The organism is Bacteroidales bacterium, assembly GCA_013141385.1.
Taxonomy (GTDB): domain Bacteria; phylum Bacteroidota; class Bacteroidia; order Bacteroidales; family Tenuifilaceae; genus UBA8529.
In genome coordinates, this window is the sequence record JABFRB010000023.1 from 106,795 (window position 1) to 126,440 (window position 19,646).

Annotated in this window: 13 protein-coding genes; 8 read left to right on the top strand and 5 right to left on the bottom strand. The window is 37.0% G+C overall.

Features of this window, described 5'->3' with window-relative positions:
* The first annotated feature begins 101 nt into the window (after nt 1–101).
* From nuoE to HOO91_15015, 4 genes are all read left to right on the top strand, one after another.
* A complete protein-coding gene (gene nuoE / locus HOO91_15000; protein NOU18860.1) occupies nt 102–629 on the top strand; it encodes an NADH-quinone oxidoreductase subunit NuoE in 528 nt (175 codons plus the stop codon).
* An 82-nt stretch (nt 630–711) separates the two neighbouring features.
* Nucleotides 712–2,490, top strand: a complete 1,779-nt coding sequence (locus HOO91_15005; protein NOU18861.1) for an NADH-quinone oxidoreductase subunit NuoF — start codon at nt 712–714, stop codon at nt 2,488–2,490.
* A 30-nt stretch (nt 2,491–2,520) separates the two neighbouring features.
* The gene (locus HOO91_15010; protein NOU18862.1) at nt 2,521–6,219 is read left to right on the top strand and encodes a molybdopterin-dependent oxidoreductase; all 3,699 of its coding nucleotides are present in this window, start codon (nt 2,521–2,523) and stop codon (nt 6,217–6,219) included.
* Nucleotides 6,220–6,393: 174 nt separating this feature from the next.
* Entirely contained in the window at nt 6,394–6,849 is a 456-nt protein-coding gene (locus HOO91_15015) for a ferritin family protein (protein NOU18863.1), read from the top strand.
* Nucleotides 6,850–7,104: 255 nt separating this feature from the next.
* Here the strand turns inward: HOO91_15015 and HOO91_15020 are convergent, their stop codons facing one another.
* The 4 genes from HOO91_15020 to HOO91_15035 form a co-directional block, all read right to left on the bottom strand.
* The gene (locus tag HOO91_15020; protein ID NOU18864.1) at nt 7,105–7,326 is read right to left on the bottom strand and encodes a DUF2795 domain-containing protein; all 222 of its coding nucleotides are present in this window, start codon (nt 7,324–7,326) and stop codon (nt 7,105–7,107) included.
* An 82-nt stretch (nt 7,327–7,408) separates the two neighbouring features.
* On the bottom strand, nt 7,409–7,957 hold the full coding sequence (locus HOO91_15025; protein ID NOU18865.1) for a cob(I)yrinic acid a,c-diamide adenosyltransferase: 549 nt from the start codon (nt 7,955–7,957) through the stop codon (nt 7,409–7,411).
* A 151-nt stretch (nt 7,958–8,108) separates the two neighbouring features.
* Complete coding sequence (locus HOO91_15030; protein NOU18866.1) at nt 8,109–8,837, bottom strand: ABC transporter ATP-binding protein; 729 nt, start codon at nt 8,835–8,837, stop codon at nt 8,109–8,111.
* A 26-nt stretch (nt 8,838–8,863) separates the two neighbouring features.
* On the bottom strand, nt 8,864–9,670 hold the full coding sequence (locus tag HOO91_15035; GenBank protein NOU18867.1) for a class I SAM-dependent methyltransferase: 807 nt from the start codon (nt 9,668–9,670) through the stop codon (nt 8,864–8,866).
* A gap of 503 nt (nt 9,671–10,173) precedes the next feature.
* Between HOO91_15035 and recG the strand changes: the two genes are divergently transcribed.
* Nucleotides 10,174–12,282, top strand: a complete 2,109-nt coding sequence (gene recG, locus HOO91_15040; protein ID NOU18868.1) for an ATP-dependent DNA helicase RecG — start codon at nt 10,174–10,176, stop codon at nt 12,280–12,282.
* Nucleotides 12,283–12,630: 348 nt separating this feature from the next.
* On the opposite strand, the gene HOO91_15045 is transcribed toward recG, so the two are convergent.
* The gene (locus HOO91_15045; GenBank protein NOU18869.1) at nt 12,631–14,784 is read right to left on the bottom strand and encodes an aldehyde:ferredoxin oxidoreductase; all 2,154 of its coding nucleotides are present in this window, start codon (nt 14,782–14,784) and stop codon (nt 12,631–12,633) included.
* Nucleotides 14,785–15,381: 597 nt separating this feature from the next.
* Here HOO91_15045 and HOO91_15050 point away from each other — a divergent pair.
* From HOO91_15050 to HOO91_15060, 3 genes are all read left to right on the top strand, one after another.
* Entirely contained in the window at nt 15,382–16,458 is a 1,077-nt protein-coding gene (locus HOO91_15050; protein NOU18870.1) for a T9SS type A sorting domain-containing protein, read from the top strand.
* A 15-nt stretch (nt 16,459–16,473) separates the two neighbouring features.
* Entirely contained in the window at nt 16,474–18,504 is a 2,031-nt protein-coding gene (locus HOO91_15055) for a PKD domain-containing protein (protein NOU18871.1), read from the top strand.
* Nucleotides 18,505–18,809: 305 nt separating this feature from the next.
* Entirely contained in the window at nt 18,810–19,538 is a 729-nt protein-coding gene (locus HOO91_15060) for a hypothetical protein (protein ID NOU18872.1), read from the top strand.
* The last annotated feature ends 108 nt before the right edge of the window (nt 19,539–19,646 follow it).

Below are 19,646 nucleotides of genomic sequence, written 5' to 3' on the forward strand. Positions count from 1 at the left end.
GATTAAAGGAATATTTTTACAAGGACTATTCAAGGTTTTAAACGATATGTAAAAATACATATCGTTTTTAGTAATTAATTACATTACAAACTGTTTTACCCATGCGCATACAAAGACTCCAACCTGAATCAAAACCAATCGCCAAAGGGGAACCCATAAATGTTGTCCTGTTAGAGCCTTTACTTGACAAGTATAAAGGCAAAAAAGGTAGTCTTATTCCACTTTTACAAGGTGCTCAGGAAATGTTTGGGTATATCCCAAGGGAAGCATTTGATAAAATATCAAAAGTATCGGGCATTAGTCTCAGCGACATGTATGGAGTAGCTACATTCTATTCCCAGTTCAGACTTGCACCTGTAGGCAAATATATTATAAAAGTTTGCCATGGAACTGCTTGTCACGTTCAAAATGCCGATGCAATCTCCGATGCTATTAAAGAAGCATTAAATGTAAAGGACGGAGAAACTACCGAAGACAAGATGTTTACCCTCGAATCGGTTGCCTGTCTTGGGTGCTGCTCTCTTGCTCCTGTTATGATGATAGGTGAAGAGGCATATGGCAAACTCACAGGCAATTCTGCCGTGAAAATTATCAAGGATATTAAAATAAAAGAAAGCCAAAGCAATTAGTGTTTAGTGTTTTGTATTAAGTGTTTCGACTTTACCTCAACACTTTAACAAATCGCTACTTTACTACAAAAGAGTATATTTAATGGCAAAAACAAAAGTTATAGTCGGTTTAGGTAGCTGTGGAATTGCTGCTGGAGCCAACAAGGTTTATAACAAAATCAAAGCCTTACAAGAGGCTGAGAAAATTGATTTCGAACTTAGAAAAACCAGCTGTATCGGTATGTGCTATCGAGAACCCTTGGTAGAGGTTATTGATGATACTGGTTCCTTTATATATGGAGATGTAACAGAAGATAAGGCAGTTGAAATTATTCAACAGCATGTTATCGGATTTAATCCCATCAAAGATTATGTAGTTAAAACAGATCTTTTCGACACACCCGACAAAGATTACTTTGAAGGTCAAGTTAAGATTGCACTCCGCAATTGTGGGTATATCGACCCAGAAAGTATCGAGGAGTACGAATCCAGAGATGGCTATTTAGCAATTAAGAAGATTGCCTCTGAAAAATTACCCTTTGAAAGTGTAATCCAAACCATTCTCGATTCGGGTTTGCGTGGTAGGGGAGGCGGAGGTTTCCCAACCGGTTTAAAATGGCGATTTGCACGTAGCAGCAAATCCGATGATAAGTATATTATTTGTAATGCAGATGAAGGCGACCCAGGAGCGTTTATGGATCGTTCACTTCTTGAAGGCGATCCACATGCAGTTCTTGAAGGAATGATTATTGGAGCATACGCAATAGGAGCAAACCATGGAGTAATATATTGTCGGGCTGAGTATCCTCTAGCCATTAAACGTCTCAACATTGCTTTAGATCAGGCACGAAATAAAGGGTATCTGGGTGAAAATATTTGTGGAATAAAAGGATTCAATCTTGACATCTATGTAAAAGAGGGTGCAGGAGCATTTGTTTGTGGTGAAGAAACTGCACTCATGGGCTCAATTGAAGGTAAACGTGGTATGCCATCAAAACGCCCTCCATTCCCAGCAGAATCGGGTCTTTGGAAAAAACCTTCGAACATCAACAACGTTGAGACTTTTGCAAATATCCCATATATTGTTTACAACGGTGCTGGCTCATTCAATAAGTATGGTACTGAGAAAAGCAAGGGCACAAAAGTGTTTGCTCTTACTGGCAAAATCAAACATGGAGGACTTGTTGAAGTTCCCATGGGTATTACCCTCAAAGATATCATCTACAAACTTGGTGGTGGGATTCAAGACAATAAGGAGTTTAAGGCGGTTCAGATGGGTGGTCCATCTGGTGGATGTATTCCAAAGCACCTTGCAGACTTACAAATTGACTACGACCAAGTAAATGCAACTGGAGCCATCATGGGTTCTGGTGGTATGGTTGTAATGGACGAAACAACCTGTATGGTTGATATGGCTAGATTCTTCCTTGATTTTACACAAAAAGAATCTTGCGGAAAATGTACCTTTTGTCGTATCGGGACAAAGCGCATGCTCGAAATTCTTACCCGTTTAACTGAAGGGAAGGGCGTTGAAGGCGATATTGAAACCCTCGAAGAGCTAGCTGCTCAAATCAAGGATAGTACACTATGCGGACTAGGACAAACAGCACCAAATCCAGTACTCACAACAATTAAGTATTTTAGAAATGAGTATGAAGCACATATCCGAGATAAAAAGTGCCCTGCTTTAAGTTGCAAGCAGCTTCTCACCTACCAGATTCTGCCTGATAAATGTACTGGTTGCATGGTTTGCGGAATTAAATGTCCTGTTAAGGCCATTGAGGGTGAAAAGAAAAAAGTTCACTTTATTCATCAGGAAAAGTGCATCCGCTGCGGTGATTGTTATTCACGCTGTAAGTTCGGTGCAATTAGTGTTTCTTAATGATTTACAAACTTTCAACTGACAACGAATATGAGCGACAAAATCAATATAGTTCTTAACGGACAAAATACCACTGGTTTAAAAGGAGAGTACATTCTTGATGTTGCCAAAAGGGACGGTATTGAAATTCCAACACTTTGCAACGACCCAAGGCTTGAGCCATTCTCTGCTTGCTATGTATGTTTAATTGAGATTGAGGGAAACAAAAACCTTCAACCCTCCTGTTCAACGAGGATTGCTGAGGGAATGAAGATTAATACTGATAATGATAGAATTTACAAGGCTAGAAAAACTGCACTTGACCTGATAATGAGCAACCACTACGCCGATTGCGTTGCTCCCTGCCGCGAGCGTTGCCCTGCTGGAGTTGATGTTCAAGGCTATATCTCACTAATTGAAAAAGGTCTTTACAGCGAGGCTGTTAAGGTGATAAAACAAACTAACCCTCTACCTTCAATCTGTGGGAGAGTTTGTGTTCGCCCTTGCGAGGCTGCATGTCGCCGAAATCTATTAGATGAGGGAACTGGAGTTGGTATTGATTATATGAAACGATTTGCAGCAGATTCCGATCTATCTTCTGAAAACCATTATAAACCTGAGGTTGCCCCATCAACAGGTAAAAAAGTTGCAATTATTGGTGCTGGCCCTGGTGGTTTATCAAGCGCATACTTTTTACAACAAAAAGGTCATCAGTGCGATATCTATGAGGCACAACCACACTCTGGAGGCTGGTTACGTTATGGTATTCCTGAGTATCGTTTACCCAATGATATAATTCAAAAAGAGACTGATTGTGTAACTGAATTAGGTGCAAATATCTTTTACAATAAAAAGTTAGGCGAAAACATTAGCTATAAGGAATTATCAGAAAAGTACGATGCGGTAATTCTAACCATTGGCTCACAAAGAGGCACCCTACTTGGTTGCGATGGTGAGGATGCAGATGGCGTTTTCTCTGGAATTGATTTCCTTCGGAATATGGAGGTAACGGGTCAGCGTTACGACTTCACTGGGAAAAAAATAGTTGTAGTTGGTGGCGGAAACACAGCCATGGACTGCTGTCGCACATCTCTCCGTTGCAAAAGTACCGATGTTAAGGTGGTTTACCGCCGCTCTGAGGCTGAAATGCCAGCCAATCCAATTGAAATCCATGAATCAAAACTTGAGGGAGTTGAGTATCTTTTCCTAACCAATCCGGTTAGGGTTAATAAGGATGAGAATGGAAAATTAAAATCCATGACCCTTATTCGAATGGGATTAGGTGAACCCGATGCTTCGGGCAGAAGAAGACCTGTTCCTGTTGAAGGTTCTGAATTTGATATTGAGGTTGATTATATACTCGCCGCAATTGGTCAAAAAACCGAGATTAATTTCCTTGATGATATCAATAAATATGCAAAGGGAGGTCAGCTGAAACCCACCAAATGGGGTGACATTGATGCTGATAAAAACACTCTTCAAACAGGAATTCCATCTGTTTTTGCTGCTGGCGATGGAGTAACAGGGCCTGCTACTCTAATTGAAGCCGTTGCTCAAGCACGTTTGGCATCAAATAGTTGCCATCTTTATCTTACAGGACAAAAGGTTGAAGCTCCAATTAAAGATTTCCTTAGTAAAAAGGACAACTTTAAAAATCAGGAGAAAGACGAATATATTGGTCGTTATCGCAACCAAATTAGGGAAGAGATGCCTGTTATGGAACCCAATAGCAGGGTTAATTTCAAAGAGGTAGAACTTGGTTATTCCGAAGTACAAACCTTGAATGAAACTAGCCGTTGCCTAGAATGTGGTTGTGTTGCCTATTTCGACTGCGATTTGAAAAAACATGCAGATACCTATAAAGCCGATCAAAAGAGATTTATTGGTGAGCATAAGGAATTCCAATTGAATATAGCCCATCCGTACATTGAGATTGATAATAACAAATGTATTCTCTGCTCACGCTGCGTGAGGATTTGTAAGGAGGTTGTTGGCGCTAACGCCCTAACGCTTGTTAAGCGTGGTTTCGACACCTATGTTGCACCAGCATTTGGCGACAAATTACAAGATACTAAGTGTGAATCATGCGGGATGTGTATTTCTGCTTGTCCTACAGGAGCAATCACCGAGAATGTTCCATTTAAACCAGGTCCTGTTAAGCTAGAAACATTCGAAACTATTTGTGGATACTGTTCTGTAGGATGTAAACTTACATTCCATCATCGTGTTGGCTATGTGATGAAGGTAACTGGTGCAGAGGGAATGGTGAATAAAGATGGCAATCTTTGTATGTATGGTAAGTTTGGCTATCGCTTTATCAACGATAAATCAAGAATCACAAAACCTCTCCATAAAGTCAACGGAAAGTTTCAAGAGATTAGCTTCGAAAAGGCATTCAACATCATCTCCGAAAAAATAAAATCTGTTAAAAACGACCAGAATGCATTCTTTGCAAGTGCTGGATTAACCAATGAGGAACAATACCTTGTCCAGAAACTAGCACGTGTTGGTGCTAAGACCAATAACGTTAACAGTTTCCATTATTTAGGAGGAGCAAAAGGTTATATAACAGATTCTGATAGTAACGTTCCTTTTGATGCTATTAGCGGGGCATCCGCTATTTATCTACTTGGCTCTGAGATAAACCGTGACAATCCTGTGGCTGGCTATATGGTAAATGCTGCTCAGAAGCGTTTAGAGGTAATCTCTATAGACCCAAAGAGCACTCTAAGACATAAAGCATTTTCATTTAATACAGTAAAATCCTATTACCTTTTTATTAAGGCGGTTAATCACTATCTAATTGCCAATGGCAAGCAGAATAGCATGTTCATTAAGGATAATTGCGTTGGTTACGAGGATTATAAAAAGAATTTGCTGAAGGAGAGTTACAAAAAATTATGCGGTGAAGCATGTTATAGTGAATGTGGCTGTGATTGCAGCTGCGTTAGCGATTTTGCAGAATCGTTTAACAACGAGATGAATGCAATATTGATATTCAGCGAGAAAGAGGTTGGATCTGATGCTGCACGTGAGATTATCAATTTAGCGATGATTACTGGTAAACTAGGAAAAACTTCAAGTGGAATCATCTCGCTAAAGCAAAAGAATAACTCGCATGGACTTTTCGATATGGGCGTTAGACCAAAAACGAGTGTTGGGTTACAGGATTTATCAAATGCTGAATTTATTGCAAAAATTAAGAGTAAATGGAGTATTAATGATTTTCCAAAAATTGTAGAAGAATGCTTTACTGAAAGGTTCATGAATGGCGAATACAAGAATCTCTTCATATTTGGTGAAGATCCTATTGGTTGTGCCATTGATAGGAAATCCATTGAAAAGATTTTCAGCAAGGCTGAATTCAAGGTAGTTCAAGATGTATTTATGAGCGATACAGCAAAAGAGGCTGATCTGATTCTTCCTGCATCGCTATGGTTCGAAACTGGAGGATCCTTCACCAACTCACAAAGGATGATTCAGGTATTTGAATCGGGATTAAAACCTAAAACTGAACTATCATCCGCTGAACAGCTAATTAAACTTCTTGCAAAATTTGGTTCGAATGGTATTAGTGATATTCATGAAGCAAATACTGAAGCACTCTCACTACTTCCAACTCAAGATGAACCGACCAAGTTTAATTTTATTTATACCGAAAGTGAGACTAGCGAACAAATGTTCACACATGGTTGTAACTATATCATGAAACGTTTTGATGAAGAGTTTGAAGGGGCTTTAGGGAAATAATTTGTTTCGAATTAAGCTAATTGACAAAATGAATGTTTATATATTAAACAATTAAGTGCCTAGAGTTTAGAGTGCCTAAAATGCCTAAAGTTAAGTTCACCATATTAGTTTTAAAGTACTTTAGGCACTCTAGACACTGTAATATCAACAACCAATCGAATTAACTAGAATCATATGAACGAATTTATTAACATAAACGACATACTGGATTTTGCAATCCAGAACGAGCAGAATGCCGTTGAGTTTTATAACGATTTGGCAAAAACAGCTCGTACCGATGATATGCACAGCACATTTGTACTATTTGCTCAGGAGGAAATGGGTCATAAGGCTAGGTTAATTAAGATAAAGGAAGAGGGTATCTTCAACCTTCCAATAGCAAAAGTTGCCGATCTGAAAATTGCCGATTACGTTGTAAGAACTGAAACAAAGGCTGATATGAGCTATGAACAGACCTTGGTTCTAGCCATGAAAAGGGAAAAAGCAGCATTTAAACTATACATGAAACTATCTGAAAAAGCCCCCAACGAAGATTTGAAAAAACTATTTTTAGGCCTTGCTCAAGAAGAGTCTCGCCATAAGCTTCGCTTTGAACTTGAATACGATGAATTTGTTCTGAGGGAGAATTAGATTAACGTGAGTTCGATGTAAACGTAACATATTGATCCTTAACTCAGGGTTAGATTGTTGCTTTGTCATGCTGAACGAAGTGAAGCATCTCATCTTTAAATAATTAGATCCTTCGCTTCGCTCAGGATGACACCTTACATCGAACTGACGTTAGATTAGATTCCAGATATCAAAATTCACGGAGCATTACACTACTCGTAATGTTTTATTGGATAAACCTAGGAAATAAAATAAAAGAGGCCTTTCGGCCTCTTTTTAGTATTCATCTTCGTTAAAGAAAAAATCCTCTTTAGTAGGATAATCAGGCCAAATATCTTCTATACTTTCGTATATTTCCGCTTCTTCCTCAAGTTCTTGAAGATTCTCAATTACCTCTAGCGGAGAACCGGAACGAATAGCAAAGTCTATCAACTCTTCTTTAGTTGCTGGCCAAGGAGCATCTTCTAATTTTGATGCAAGTTCTAGTGTCCAGTACATAATCTAAAATATTTTCGTTAAGTAGTTGTTTTACAGAATATTGTATATAATACCCTGTTTGCAAATATAAAAAATATTCATATCAAAATTTAGGATTCCAAGAAATTTGATCAATATTAAGATCTTTGGCAATTTTTCTTGATAAAACAAAGAAAAAATCACTTAAGCGATTAATATAAACAATTAATTCTTCGGGTACAGGTGTTTCTTCTGAAAGTTTTATGATTATTCTTTCGCATCTACGACAAATAGTGCGACATACATGGCAGAGGGATACTGATTGATGACCACCAGGCAGAATAAATGAAGTTAAAGGTTCTAGTAAAGTTTCAAATTTATCGATTTCCAGTTCAACTTTTTGGGTATCCGAGGGAAGGATCAATGGGATTTTAACCTTACAATCCGTGCAATCTGCCGCAAGTATGGATGCGCAGTTCATCAATTTGTCTTGAATCTCAATTAGAAATAGCTTTATTTCATGGTCAATATCCTGATCGCGAAGCAGAGCTACGTATGAAATCAATTCGTCAACAGTGCCATAGGCCTCAATTCTTGGGTGGTACTTGGAAACTCGCTTTCCTCCGATTAACGAGGTAGTACCTTTATCTCCTGTTTTAGTATAAACCTTCATGAGAATAATCTTATATTATATGATTGATTTATAGTAAGATGAAAATGTAATGGTAACCGTTTATAAATTACAATCATGGAACACCCATATTATATTTATCTCCTTTTGTTTTAGTCTACAACATGGGTATTTCATTTAAAGAAAATGGATTTTATTGTTCAATCAGTACAACCTTTTGTTTTCTTACTGGATTAGGATTAATTTCGTCCGATTCTATTAACCCGTCACGTAATCTAACAATCCGCCTTGCATGGCGTGCAATATCCTCCTCATGAGTTACAACAATGATAGTATTCCCTTGATCATAAATATCTTCGAAAAGATTCATGATATCTATTGATGTTTTTGAATCAAGGTTACCGGTAGGTTCATCCGCCAGAATAATTGAAGGATTGTTTACTAATGCACGGGCAACTGCAACCCTTTGGCGTTGTCCGCCTGATAGTTCATTGGGGCGATGTTCCATTCTGTCCTCTAACCCAACGTTGCGCATTGTTTCAACACCTTTTGCAATTCTAGTATCCTTCCCAACTCCAGCGTAAATTAGTGGGAGCACAACATTCTCAAGGGCTGTATAACGAGGTAGTAGGTTGAATGTTTGGAATACAAACCCTATCTCTTTGTTACGTATTTCGGCAAGTTGATCGTCTACCAAATGGCTAACATTAGTACCATTAAGGATATAATCGCCCTCAGTTGCCGTATCGAGACATCCGATTATATTCATTAGCGTAGATTTCCCAGAGCCAGAAGGCCCCATGATAGCCACATATTCATTTTTGCTAATCGTGAGGTCAATCCCTTTTAAAGCCTTAACCACCACTGTACCAACCTTGTAGTACTTCTTAAGATTTTTTAATGTAAATAGATTATCAGACATTGTTTAATTATTATTTTATAAAAATACTAAAAAGGACCGTATCTTAAATTTAAATGTTGTTTAACTACTCCTTTTCGAAAAAAGGCTAAGCCGCAATTGAAAAGGTCTACAGATATTGAAACGTTTTTATCATCACAAATATTTTTCCATGCACTTTGCATTCCGTTGCTCCATCTAATATCGTCAAAAATAATTAGAGTATCACTATCGGCTCTTTCCGAAAAATATTTAAAATATTTCAAAGTTGCATCTTCAGTGTGATTACCATCGATAAAAATAATTCCACATTTACTAATTTCACTCAAAAGAATAGGAATTTGGGTATCAAAATCTCCACATATTACAGTAACGTTGCTTAATCCAAGTTTGTTTAAATTTTCATTAGCTATTTTCACCAAAGATTTATCACCTTCCAAACTATATACTCTTGACTTGTTATTTCCGGCAGCAAGATAGCATGTACTTATGCCAACAGATGTGCCCAATTCAATAATTGTATCGGGCTTTAGGTAGTTGGCTAGTTCGTACAGTAATCGACCTGTAAATGGTTTTACTGCCGATAGTTTTGTAATATCTTTTATAGTCTGCTCCTTACTACTGGCTTGTTTTGAACCGGCTCCAAAATCATCTTTCGAAATAATAGTTTTATTCTTAAATAGCTCCTTCCTTATTTTCTCAATTCTATTAAATATCTCTGCTTTGCTATCTATATCAATGCTTTGAGTATATAAGTCGTAAATAAATGGTGAATGAATACCATGACCTCCTCTGGGTTTTGAGTTTACCCGAAAGTTTAAATATTTTGTAATAAGATTTATTTTCTCCTGAAACATCAAGACAAATTTGACTAATGGTAAATACTCAGGTTTATATTTCAGCAAACACTCTCTTTGAAAGTAAAGAATCTAAGTTATGGCTTTTTTGTTGATTCCTAATGGGTTCTCGCAAAGTCGTGAATCAAAGGCTAAAAAGTCAAAATTAGTTCTCGCAAAGTTCTCAAAGAAGAAACGCTAAGATCGCAAAGCGTTGAGATAATGAATAGTATACTTTGCGAACTTTGCGAAGACTTGGCGTTCTTTGCGTGAAGAATTCTTTTTTGCCTCTTCAAATCAAAGGTTCAATTTGATCATAATATTTTATTATTTTTAACTAAGTTCCTTATCTATCTTATTTTCTTTGCGACTTTGCGTGAGATATTTTTTTTGCGAAGATATAGTTTGATTCTTTCAAACTAAGATGCTGGATGTTAAAAAACGTTTAAAAAGTCAATCTGAAAACTCTTTGCTATAAATGGGTACTTGGGTATTTTGAACGATCATTTTTTTAAATTTGCTAAATGAGGGTGAATCTATCAACCGATATAATGTATCTGGGAGGAGTGGGGCCAAAAAGAGCAGAACTTCTTCGTAAAGAGCTAAATATTCATACCATTGGCGATTTATTGCGCTACTATCCTTATAAATATGTTGATAGATCTAAAATCTATAAAATATCCGAAATTGTTGACGATCTACCATATATTCAGCTTATTGGTAGGTTAATTAGAATTGACCAAACAGGAGTTGGGCCGAAGAAAAGACTTACAGCAATATTTTCCGATGAAACGGGCATGGTTGAGCTGGTTTGGTTTAAGGGCATAAAATGGGTTGAGAAAAATATAAAGTTGAATACTAATTACTTAGTTTTTGGTAAGGCAACCCTCTTCAACGGTCGTTTTAATATTGCTCACCCTGAAATTGAAGAGTATAAACCAGAGAATGATAAAACTAAAAGTTCCTTCGAGGCAGCCTATAACACAACAGAAAAGCTAAAGAACAGCTATTTAAATTCAAAGTATATCCATAGACTGCAACAGACTCTAGCTTTTCAAACCCAATTTGATGTTGAGGAGACATTACCCACACACCTTATAGATAGGTATAAATTAATGACATTGCCAGAGGCGTTAAAACAGATTCATTTCCCAGATAATTCTACACTTCTTCAAAAATCGCAAAACCGATTAAAGTTTGAGGAGCTATTTTATGTTCAGTTGGGCTTACTAAAGCAGCGAAGTTTGAGGTTGAGTAAGCAGAACGGGCATGTTTTTAAGGTGGTTGGGGATATGTTTAATCGCTTTTATAGTGAGAAACTTCCCTTTGAGCTAACCGATGCGCAAAAAAGGGTAATTAAGGAGATAAGGCGCGATATGGGCAATGGTAAGCAGATGAACCGCCTACTTCAGGGAGATGTTGGGAGTGGAAAGACACTTGTTTCATTGATGTGCATGCTAATTGCTATGGATAATGGGTATCAATCATCAATTATTGCTCCTACGGAGATTCTTGCAAATCAGCACTATCTTACAATTACAAAGCTACTCGGCGATCTTCCAGTTAAAGTTGGTCTGCTTACAGGATCAACCAAAAAATCGGAGAGAAAGATTTTGCATAATGATTTGTTGAGTGGCACAACAAATATTTTAATAGGCACTCATGCTTTGTTGGAGGATATTGTTCAGTTTAAAAACCTTGGCTTTGTTACAATTGATGAGCAGCAACGATTTGGCGTTGCGCAAAGGGCTAAACTTTGGGATAAGAACGATAACCCGCCCCATGTTCTTGTGATGACCGCTACACCCATTCCCCGCACCTTGGCAATGACGCTTTACGGCGATTTGGATGTTAGCGTTATCGATCAGCTGCCACCGGGCAGAAAGCCAATCAAAACAATTCATTTTACCGATGCCAAAAGAAACCTTGTTTTTGGCTTAATGCGTGAGCAGATTAAGCAGGGACGGCAGATATACGTGGTTTACCCGCTGATAAAGGAATCCGAGAAGATGGAGAATTTAAAGGATTTGCAGGATGGGTACGAGAGCATCACTAGGGCATTTCCACAGCCTGAATACGTAACCGTTGTTGTGCACGGGCAGATGAAGCCCGATGATAAGGAATTCTCCATGAACCTTTTTGCAAAAGGCAAAGCGCATATAATGGTTGCAACCACGGTTATTGAGGTTGGCGTTAATGTGCCTAATGCAACAGTTATGGTAATTGAAAGTGCCGAAAGGTTTGGTCTATCGCAGCTGCACCAATTAAGGGGTAGGGTAGGGCGTGGTGCCGATGAAAGCCACTGCGTATTAATGTCATCGGTTAAATTAACCCACGAATCGCGAAAGCGATTGGAAACCATGGTTGCAACCAATGATGGCTTTCAAATTGCTGAGGTAGACCTCCAGCTTCGTGGCCCCGGCGATTTGGAGGGAACACAGCAAAGCGGATTACCATTTGAGCTGAAAATAGCGAGTTTAAGCAAGGATAGCCAACTTTTACAGTATGTACGGCAGGTTGCAATGGAAATTCTTGATGAAGACCCACAGCTTGTATTATCGCAAAATGCGATATTGAATTCGCAACTCGAAAAAGCCGAAAAGCAGAAGGTGAATTTTAGCCAGATAAGCTAGGGAAATAAACCCCAACCCCTTAAAATAAGGGGCTATAAAAGGGTATTAAAGTGGTTTTCTGTTGCTTTTAGGTTGATTTCTAAGTTATCTATCATTGTGGAAATCTAATTTTAAAAACCTTATTTTGCGTGTTTTGTGACTTCTTTGTGTTTTTTGTGGAATAGCTATTACACAAAGGTTCTCAAAGTATTACACAAAGTTACACAAAGATTTTTTCCAGCATCTTAAAATTTACTTTTAACAGAGTTCCTAACTTTTTAAAAAGTTCGCAACTCTTATCAAATAAGGAACGAATAAAAAAACCGCCCCAATTTTTTGAGACGGTTTTTTAGTTGTTGGGCTTTTATTCTATTGTAAAGGTTTTACTACTTCAATAAGCTCAGGAAGATCCATTCCTATATTCTTTAGATGCTCAACTGTAGGAACACCGTTGCTTGTCCATCCACGACGTTTGTAAACAGCATCGAGTAGTTGTTCGTAACGATCTTCTCGGTATTTACGCATTGCAACCATTTTTTCCTCAAGGCTCATCTTGGTTGGGTCAACGCCAACAAGTTCTTTAAGTTGCTTGTCGTATCGTTCTGCACGGCTTTCGTATTCCTCCTTGGTAACAGGGCCTGCAGCACGGTATGGCTGTGCATCGTGTTTACGTAAACCATAACCACGGCGGATATTGAATATGCGTTGAAAGTTATAAACCCTTTCGCTTTGGCGAATAATATCCTCTTTTTTGATATTGCTACCAGTTACTGCATTGTAAATGGTAACATAATTATCAACGTGTTGAGGAACTTTTGCAGGTTCTGATGTTGTAGCATTATCTTCTGGCTCAACATCGTTCCATGGAAGTTTGCAGAGACCCTGTAAACCAAACCATGTACGGAACATTGGGAAGTAGTGTAATGCTTCAGCTTTTTTCTCGAAGGTTGGAATATGATTGTTAACCATATCCATGAAGATTAGCCAAGCCTCATCGTGCTGAGGACCCTTGTTGGTCATTGCGTAACCACCTTGCTGTGCAAGTGATTCTTTTGAAACGTACTGGCTATACTCAAGACCTTTATTCTCCATTCCAATATCCTGCATCAATTTTGGATCACCACCAAAGTTCTTTGCAAAATACTCTTTTAGCTTACGAATTCCCATTCCAACTATCTTTCCAAATCCTTCGCCACGACCAAGCTGATGAAGAAGTTCCATTGCATCATCCTTGCTGCCAAAACTTAAATCGAGACCGCCTGTGCGCTCTTTGTTAAGAATTCCACGTTGGTAGCACTCCATAACAAATGCAAGTGTTGTACCCCAGGAGATTGTGCAAATACCATAGGTATCGCAGTAGAAGTTTGCTTCAATAACATACTCTGGATCGAAGATACCGCAGTTAGAACCTAATCCAGCAGCTGTTTCATACTCAGGGCCATCAACAATAACCTCTTCGCCTTTATATGGGCCAGTTTTTAGCTTAAATTTATCTACCCCTTTTGCGCAAGCCATATTGCAACCAATCCAGCAACCATCAGGAACTCCTTGGGTGAAATAGCTTTTCCAAACCTCGGAATGTATCTTACCTGAGTCTTTATGCGCACCGTACTGGAAATTGTGGGTTGGTAGTAAATCGTAATCGTTCATAATCTCAACAAGGTGGGCAGTTCCCTTTGAACGCATTTGGCACTGCTTATCGTCTAAATCGCGAATCTCCTTATTGAATGTACGTCCACGTTCAGCAATGGCTTCAAGGTTTGCAACGTCGTTTAAGTTTCCTTTAACTCCAGGAATCTTGCAAACAATAGCTTTAATTTTCTTGTCGCGGAAAACTGTACCAATACCACCACGACCAGCTTGTTTTAGACGTACGCATTTACGTTTATTATCGTAGAATGTGAAGTTCAGCATACCCATTAAGCTGTGATCAGCGGCTGTGCCGGCAGATACAATGCCAATGTTCTTTTTCTCGGACTCATCCTTAGCAAACATCTCGCTAAGCACTTCGCCTAAAACGTGGCTATCAATTGGTTCTTCGGGTGCTTCGAAAATTTCTACTTTATGATCAATGCCATCAATATAAATAATAACATCATTTTTTGCTTTGCCCTGAAGTTCAATTGCATCGAACCCAGAAAACTTAAGGAATGGCCCAAAGAAACCGCCAACGTTGCTATCGATTATAATGTCTGTTTGTGGGGAAATTGCACACACAATTGATTTTCCTGTTCCAGAGTATTGGGTAATACCGCCAATTGGTCCTGATGAAATTACTATCTCATTCTCGGGATCGGTCCATTTTGTGTTTGGTTTTGTAGCATCCCAGAGTAGGCGTAGGTCATAACCTTTACCACCAATAAATTTTTCTTTCATCTGGGGTGGAACTATTTTCTCTTTCACCTCGTTAGTTCCGACATTAATATAAAGGGTTTTGTCGGTATAACCTCTGTGAAGAGCTTTCCACTCGTATTTCCAGGAATTTAGCTGCTTATGCTTTTGGATCATCTCCTGAACTTTCATATCGATTATATTTTTAGTTTATATTTTTCTTAAGAATTTAGACTGCAAATGTACTAAAAAAACATCTGCATAAAATGATATAAGTCAATATGAAAACGTTTGCATATTGCAATTTATCAGGTTTTTAGATAATAATAAAAGGATGAAAATGGAGTATAGGGTGATTAAGTTTTTTTATAAAGGTTAGTTCTATATGCCAATTTGTTAATAATTCTAAAGTTAGGGAATGCCTGTTGCTTAGTATTTTTAGTTATCTTAACGTCATAATTGCTAAAAAATTTAAAACTAATTACTAACTAACGTTAGTTCAATGTAATAAACAATGTGTTAACCTATATTTTAATCAATTTATTTCATTTGAATCAATGGGATAATGAAAGATATAAGCAAAAATCTAACCTCTTGTTTTCCAATATTTGACTTCATTGAACTCTATAGCATAGTTGCAATCCGAGCGATAATATAATTCAAAATACGTTAATATGAGTAATTCATAATAAAGCCTGCAAATTCGTTCAATCAGAAATTTATCTGCATATAACCTTGAAGCAAAGCAGGGTAAGTCTTTGCTATTAAATATATTAAAATTAAAAAATTATGAAAACAAAAAAAACATTATTAATTGCTATTACTTTAGTTACATTACTATCAACAAAAGTGGTAAATGCGCAAATTTACATGAACACCGCTGGAGATGTTAATATTGGTGCTCCATATTCTTATCCATGTAAACTTAGAGTTGTAGGTTGGACAAATATTAGAGGATCTTTTACTATAGGGGGTAATTATTACTCAAACTTGGGCATGTCAGTAGAAGGTGGAGCATACTTTTTAACAGGTATTGGTAGTAATTATGGTGTGGGAGTTGGTTTGTATCCCGATGCTGTTAACACGTTAAAGGTAGCAGGTAGTGAAAGTGGCTATGCAATTAGGGCTTATGGAAATAGTTACTCTACAGGATCGTGGATAACTTCGGATAAAAGGTTTAAGAAAAATTTCAAACCAATTACAGGTGCATTAGAAAAAATTCAAAAGCTTAATGGTCAAAGGTATGAGTTTAAAAGTGCAAAAGAACTAAAAGGTTTAAGTTATAATAACAATGTAACGGATACCGTGTACAGATTTGATAATGACGGAAAAAAAAGTGCCATGTCAATACCAAGCGCATCGTATGTTTTACCCCAAGGGGAGCAAATAGGTCTACTTGCTCAAGATGTAATGGAAACTTATCCTGAATTAGCTAAGCAAGATCCATCTGATGGTACCTATTCAATAAATTATGATGGATTTATTCCTTTATTGATAGAGGCAATCAAAGAACAGCAGGTCACTATTGAAAAATACGAAAAAAGGTTATCAGTTCTTGAGAATAAAGAATTAAAAAATACTGAAAAGACCATTGAACAATATAACCAACCATACATAGAACAAAATGCTCCAAACCCTTTTTCAGTCTCAACAACCATTAATACTTATATTCCTCAAAATAGCCAAAAGGCCGCAATTTATATTTATGATATGCAGGGATTACAAAAAAAGACATACAATATCATTTCAAAAGGTAAATCAGCAATTACTATCAATGATGCAGAATTACCAGCGGGGATGTATTTTTACACCTTAATTGTTGATGGTAAAGAGGTGGATACAAAGAGAATGATTTTGACTAATTAAGGGGAGGAAAATGCTATGGGACAATTTAAATATTTATCATGCTTAGTTACCCTTTTTGCATTAACCATTATTAATTCAAATTTAGCTTCGCAAACAAAATTATCATATAAACCAATTGTAGTTGATGCGGGTGATATTATTGTAACATATGTTAACTCTAATACCAGTTTTGTTGGAAATGCTTTTTCAATAGATGGAGCAACAATTATAAAATATGAATGGGATTTTAATGGTGATGGTAAAATTGATTACTCCTCAAAAAGTAAAAATGCTAATTATTTTTATAAATCCGAAGGTAATTATGAGGTTAAACTAATTGTTACTAATTCCAATAACGAAACCAATTTTGATATCGTTCAGGTTCAGGTTAAACCAGGAGGGAGAGAACAAAAAAATGTTAAGCAACAATTAGGCTCAGTAACACTACCAACGGGTAGAGCAGCCGATGGCATTAACAATGGTCGTGCTGTATTAATTAACGGAGGTTATGAGCAGCAATTTTGGGATGAAACGATTGATATGTATACAACTTTGAAAAATGTGTATTGCTTTTCAGATAATGATATTATTTTATTAAATCATAATGGTACAAATCCCTCTGGAAATAACCCGAATGGTATAATTGATTATGCCGCTACTTACACAAACCTACAGACCGTATTCAATAATTTAGCTAGCACAATGGATAGCGATGATGTGCTATTTGTTTGGTATACTGATCATGGTGGAGGTTATTGTGGTCCTAATATTAGAGAATATGGAACTTTGAGTACCCGCGCAACGGTTGAATCTGGAGATGAGCAGGATTATGTGGAAAGTAATTTCAAGTTACGTTCATTTTATAATGGAATTACAAAATTTGGAATGGATATATGGAAAGAATTTATACGTTGGAGTTATCAGGCTTCTACTCAAACGTATAAGTATCGATGTTTTCGAGAGAAATTTGTAAGCAATTACAATATTTATTTGGACAATGGAACTCATGTTGTTGATAATGATATTTATATTGAACATATAATTGATTACACATTAGGCGATTATAATAGAGATGGGTGGATTGATTCTGGGGAAACCATGGATCTGGATGGTAATGGTATATACGATGACTGGGGACTACCTGATATAGTTGAGGATAATTACAATACTATTCCTACGAAGGTTCCTGGAGCAAACCCATGGTCGTACATTATTTTTGATAGAAATTTTGATAATCGCCTTGACATTGATATAAATCCTGTTTGTACTATAGTCAATTGTACCGAAAGCCAACTTGTTGTTGACGGAACGGATTCGAATAACGATGGTTTATTTGATGGTATTGATGCTAATGAAGATGGTGATCAAAATGATTGGATCAGCATTGATGAAACATTATGCATATACGGCGGTATTATATATGATGATGAATTAAAAGCCTTACTTAGCAATATTCCATCAAGTAAGAAAATAATAATAATTTCTGCATGTATGAGCGGAGGATTTGTTGATGATTTAAGTGCGCCTGGCAGAGTAATAATCACAGCCGAACGAGAAGAATATATGGGGATTATGGGTGCTTTCATGCCACCATTAACAGAGGCTTTAAAAAACCCCTCAGTATCTGATCTAGACAATAATGGTCTTGTATCTATGAAAGAAGCATTTAATTATGCTGCAGCATTTGCTGATAGTTTGGGCTTTCAGTTTAACCTCTATGCTCAATATGATGATAATGGCGATATGATAAGCCATGTTGCGCCAATTCCTAATGGAAATGATGGTTCTTTTGGGAGTACATTATATATTAATTCTGTTCTATTGGATAATATCTCCTTGCAAAATTTATCAATAACAACGAGTAGTATCTATAATGCTAATGATGCTAATATTAGCAATGTATCGATACAGAATAGTTCGAATGTAGAAATACATGCCCTTGGTACAACCACAATTACTAATATTTTTGGAGTAGATCTAGGTTCTACGCTTAAAATAGATAATATTCCTAAATGTCAATCTAATGCTATAGATGAACAAGCATTAGAAGATAAGAAAAAATATTAAGTTGAGAAATAATAACATCCGGCAACTGCTCTTTAGTGCTTTGTAAAAAATGTGAAAGTACACCAAAAGACTATGCCATTATGAAGGAGGAATAACTGAAGCAATCTGCTGAATTAGAGTAGATTGCTTCAATTTATTCACAAATGCAGCCCTTGAGGAATATGCCTTTTGGACATTTTTATCTCCTGTTTAAACGAATTTAACTTCATTGAATTCGCCTAAGTTGGTTACAGTGAATGAGAGCATATGTACTTTCCTCTGCTAGGCATTATTTTTTAGTATTTTGCAGTCAAATTCAGATTGATATGATGAAATCTACCGAAATTCGCAAAATCTTCCTCTGGCTTACGCTATTCAGCATCGCTATGGCTTTTCTGGAAACATCTGTTGTGGTATATCTACGTAAGCTATACTATCCTGAAGGTTTTAATTTTCCCATGAAGATGATGGATAAGGATATTGCAATTGTTGAGATTTTTAGAGAGTTAGCCACTTTGATAATGCTTTTGGGTGCTGGTTTTATTGCGGGAAGGAGTAAAACCGAAAAGTTTGGATTGTTCCTTTACAGCTTTGCTATTTGGGATATTTTCTACTACATATTTCTAAAAATCACGCTCAATTGGCCCGAAAGCCTTTTTACTTGGGATATTCTATTCCTAATACCAACAACTTGGGTTGGGCCTGTAATTGCCCCAATAATTGTTTCGTTGGTTATGATTGTTTTTGCTTTTCTAATTTCAAAGTTTACTAATCGAGATATTAAAACAAGAATCAACCTGATTGAATGGATTCTGTTAATTTCTGGTTCAGTAGTTCTTATAGTTGGTTTTGTTTTCGATTACGTTAGATATATGCTTCAGTATTTCAGTTTTGCTGATATCTTTTCACTAACAAATACAACGAAGTTGATGGAAAAAGCGTTAGGGTATATTCCAACGTTCTTCCCATGGGTAATATTTACATTAGGGATAGTTTTAATTATAGGGGGAATTACTATGTTTTATTTGAGGAATAAGAAAATACATTTCAGCTAATTACCCCTAATTTAAAGAATTGAATAATCAACCCTTTACACACCCCTGAGCGCTGAATCCATTCCCCTTTAACTTAGGGATATTCGGAAATAATGGACTTTCCATTCT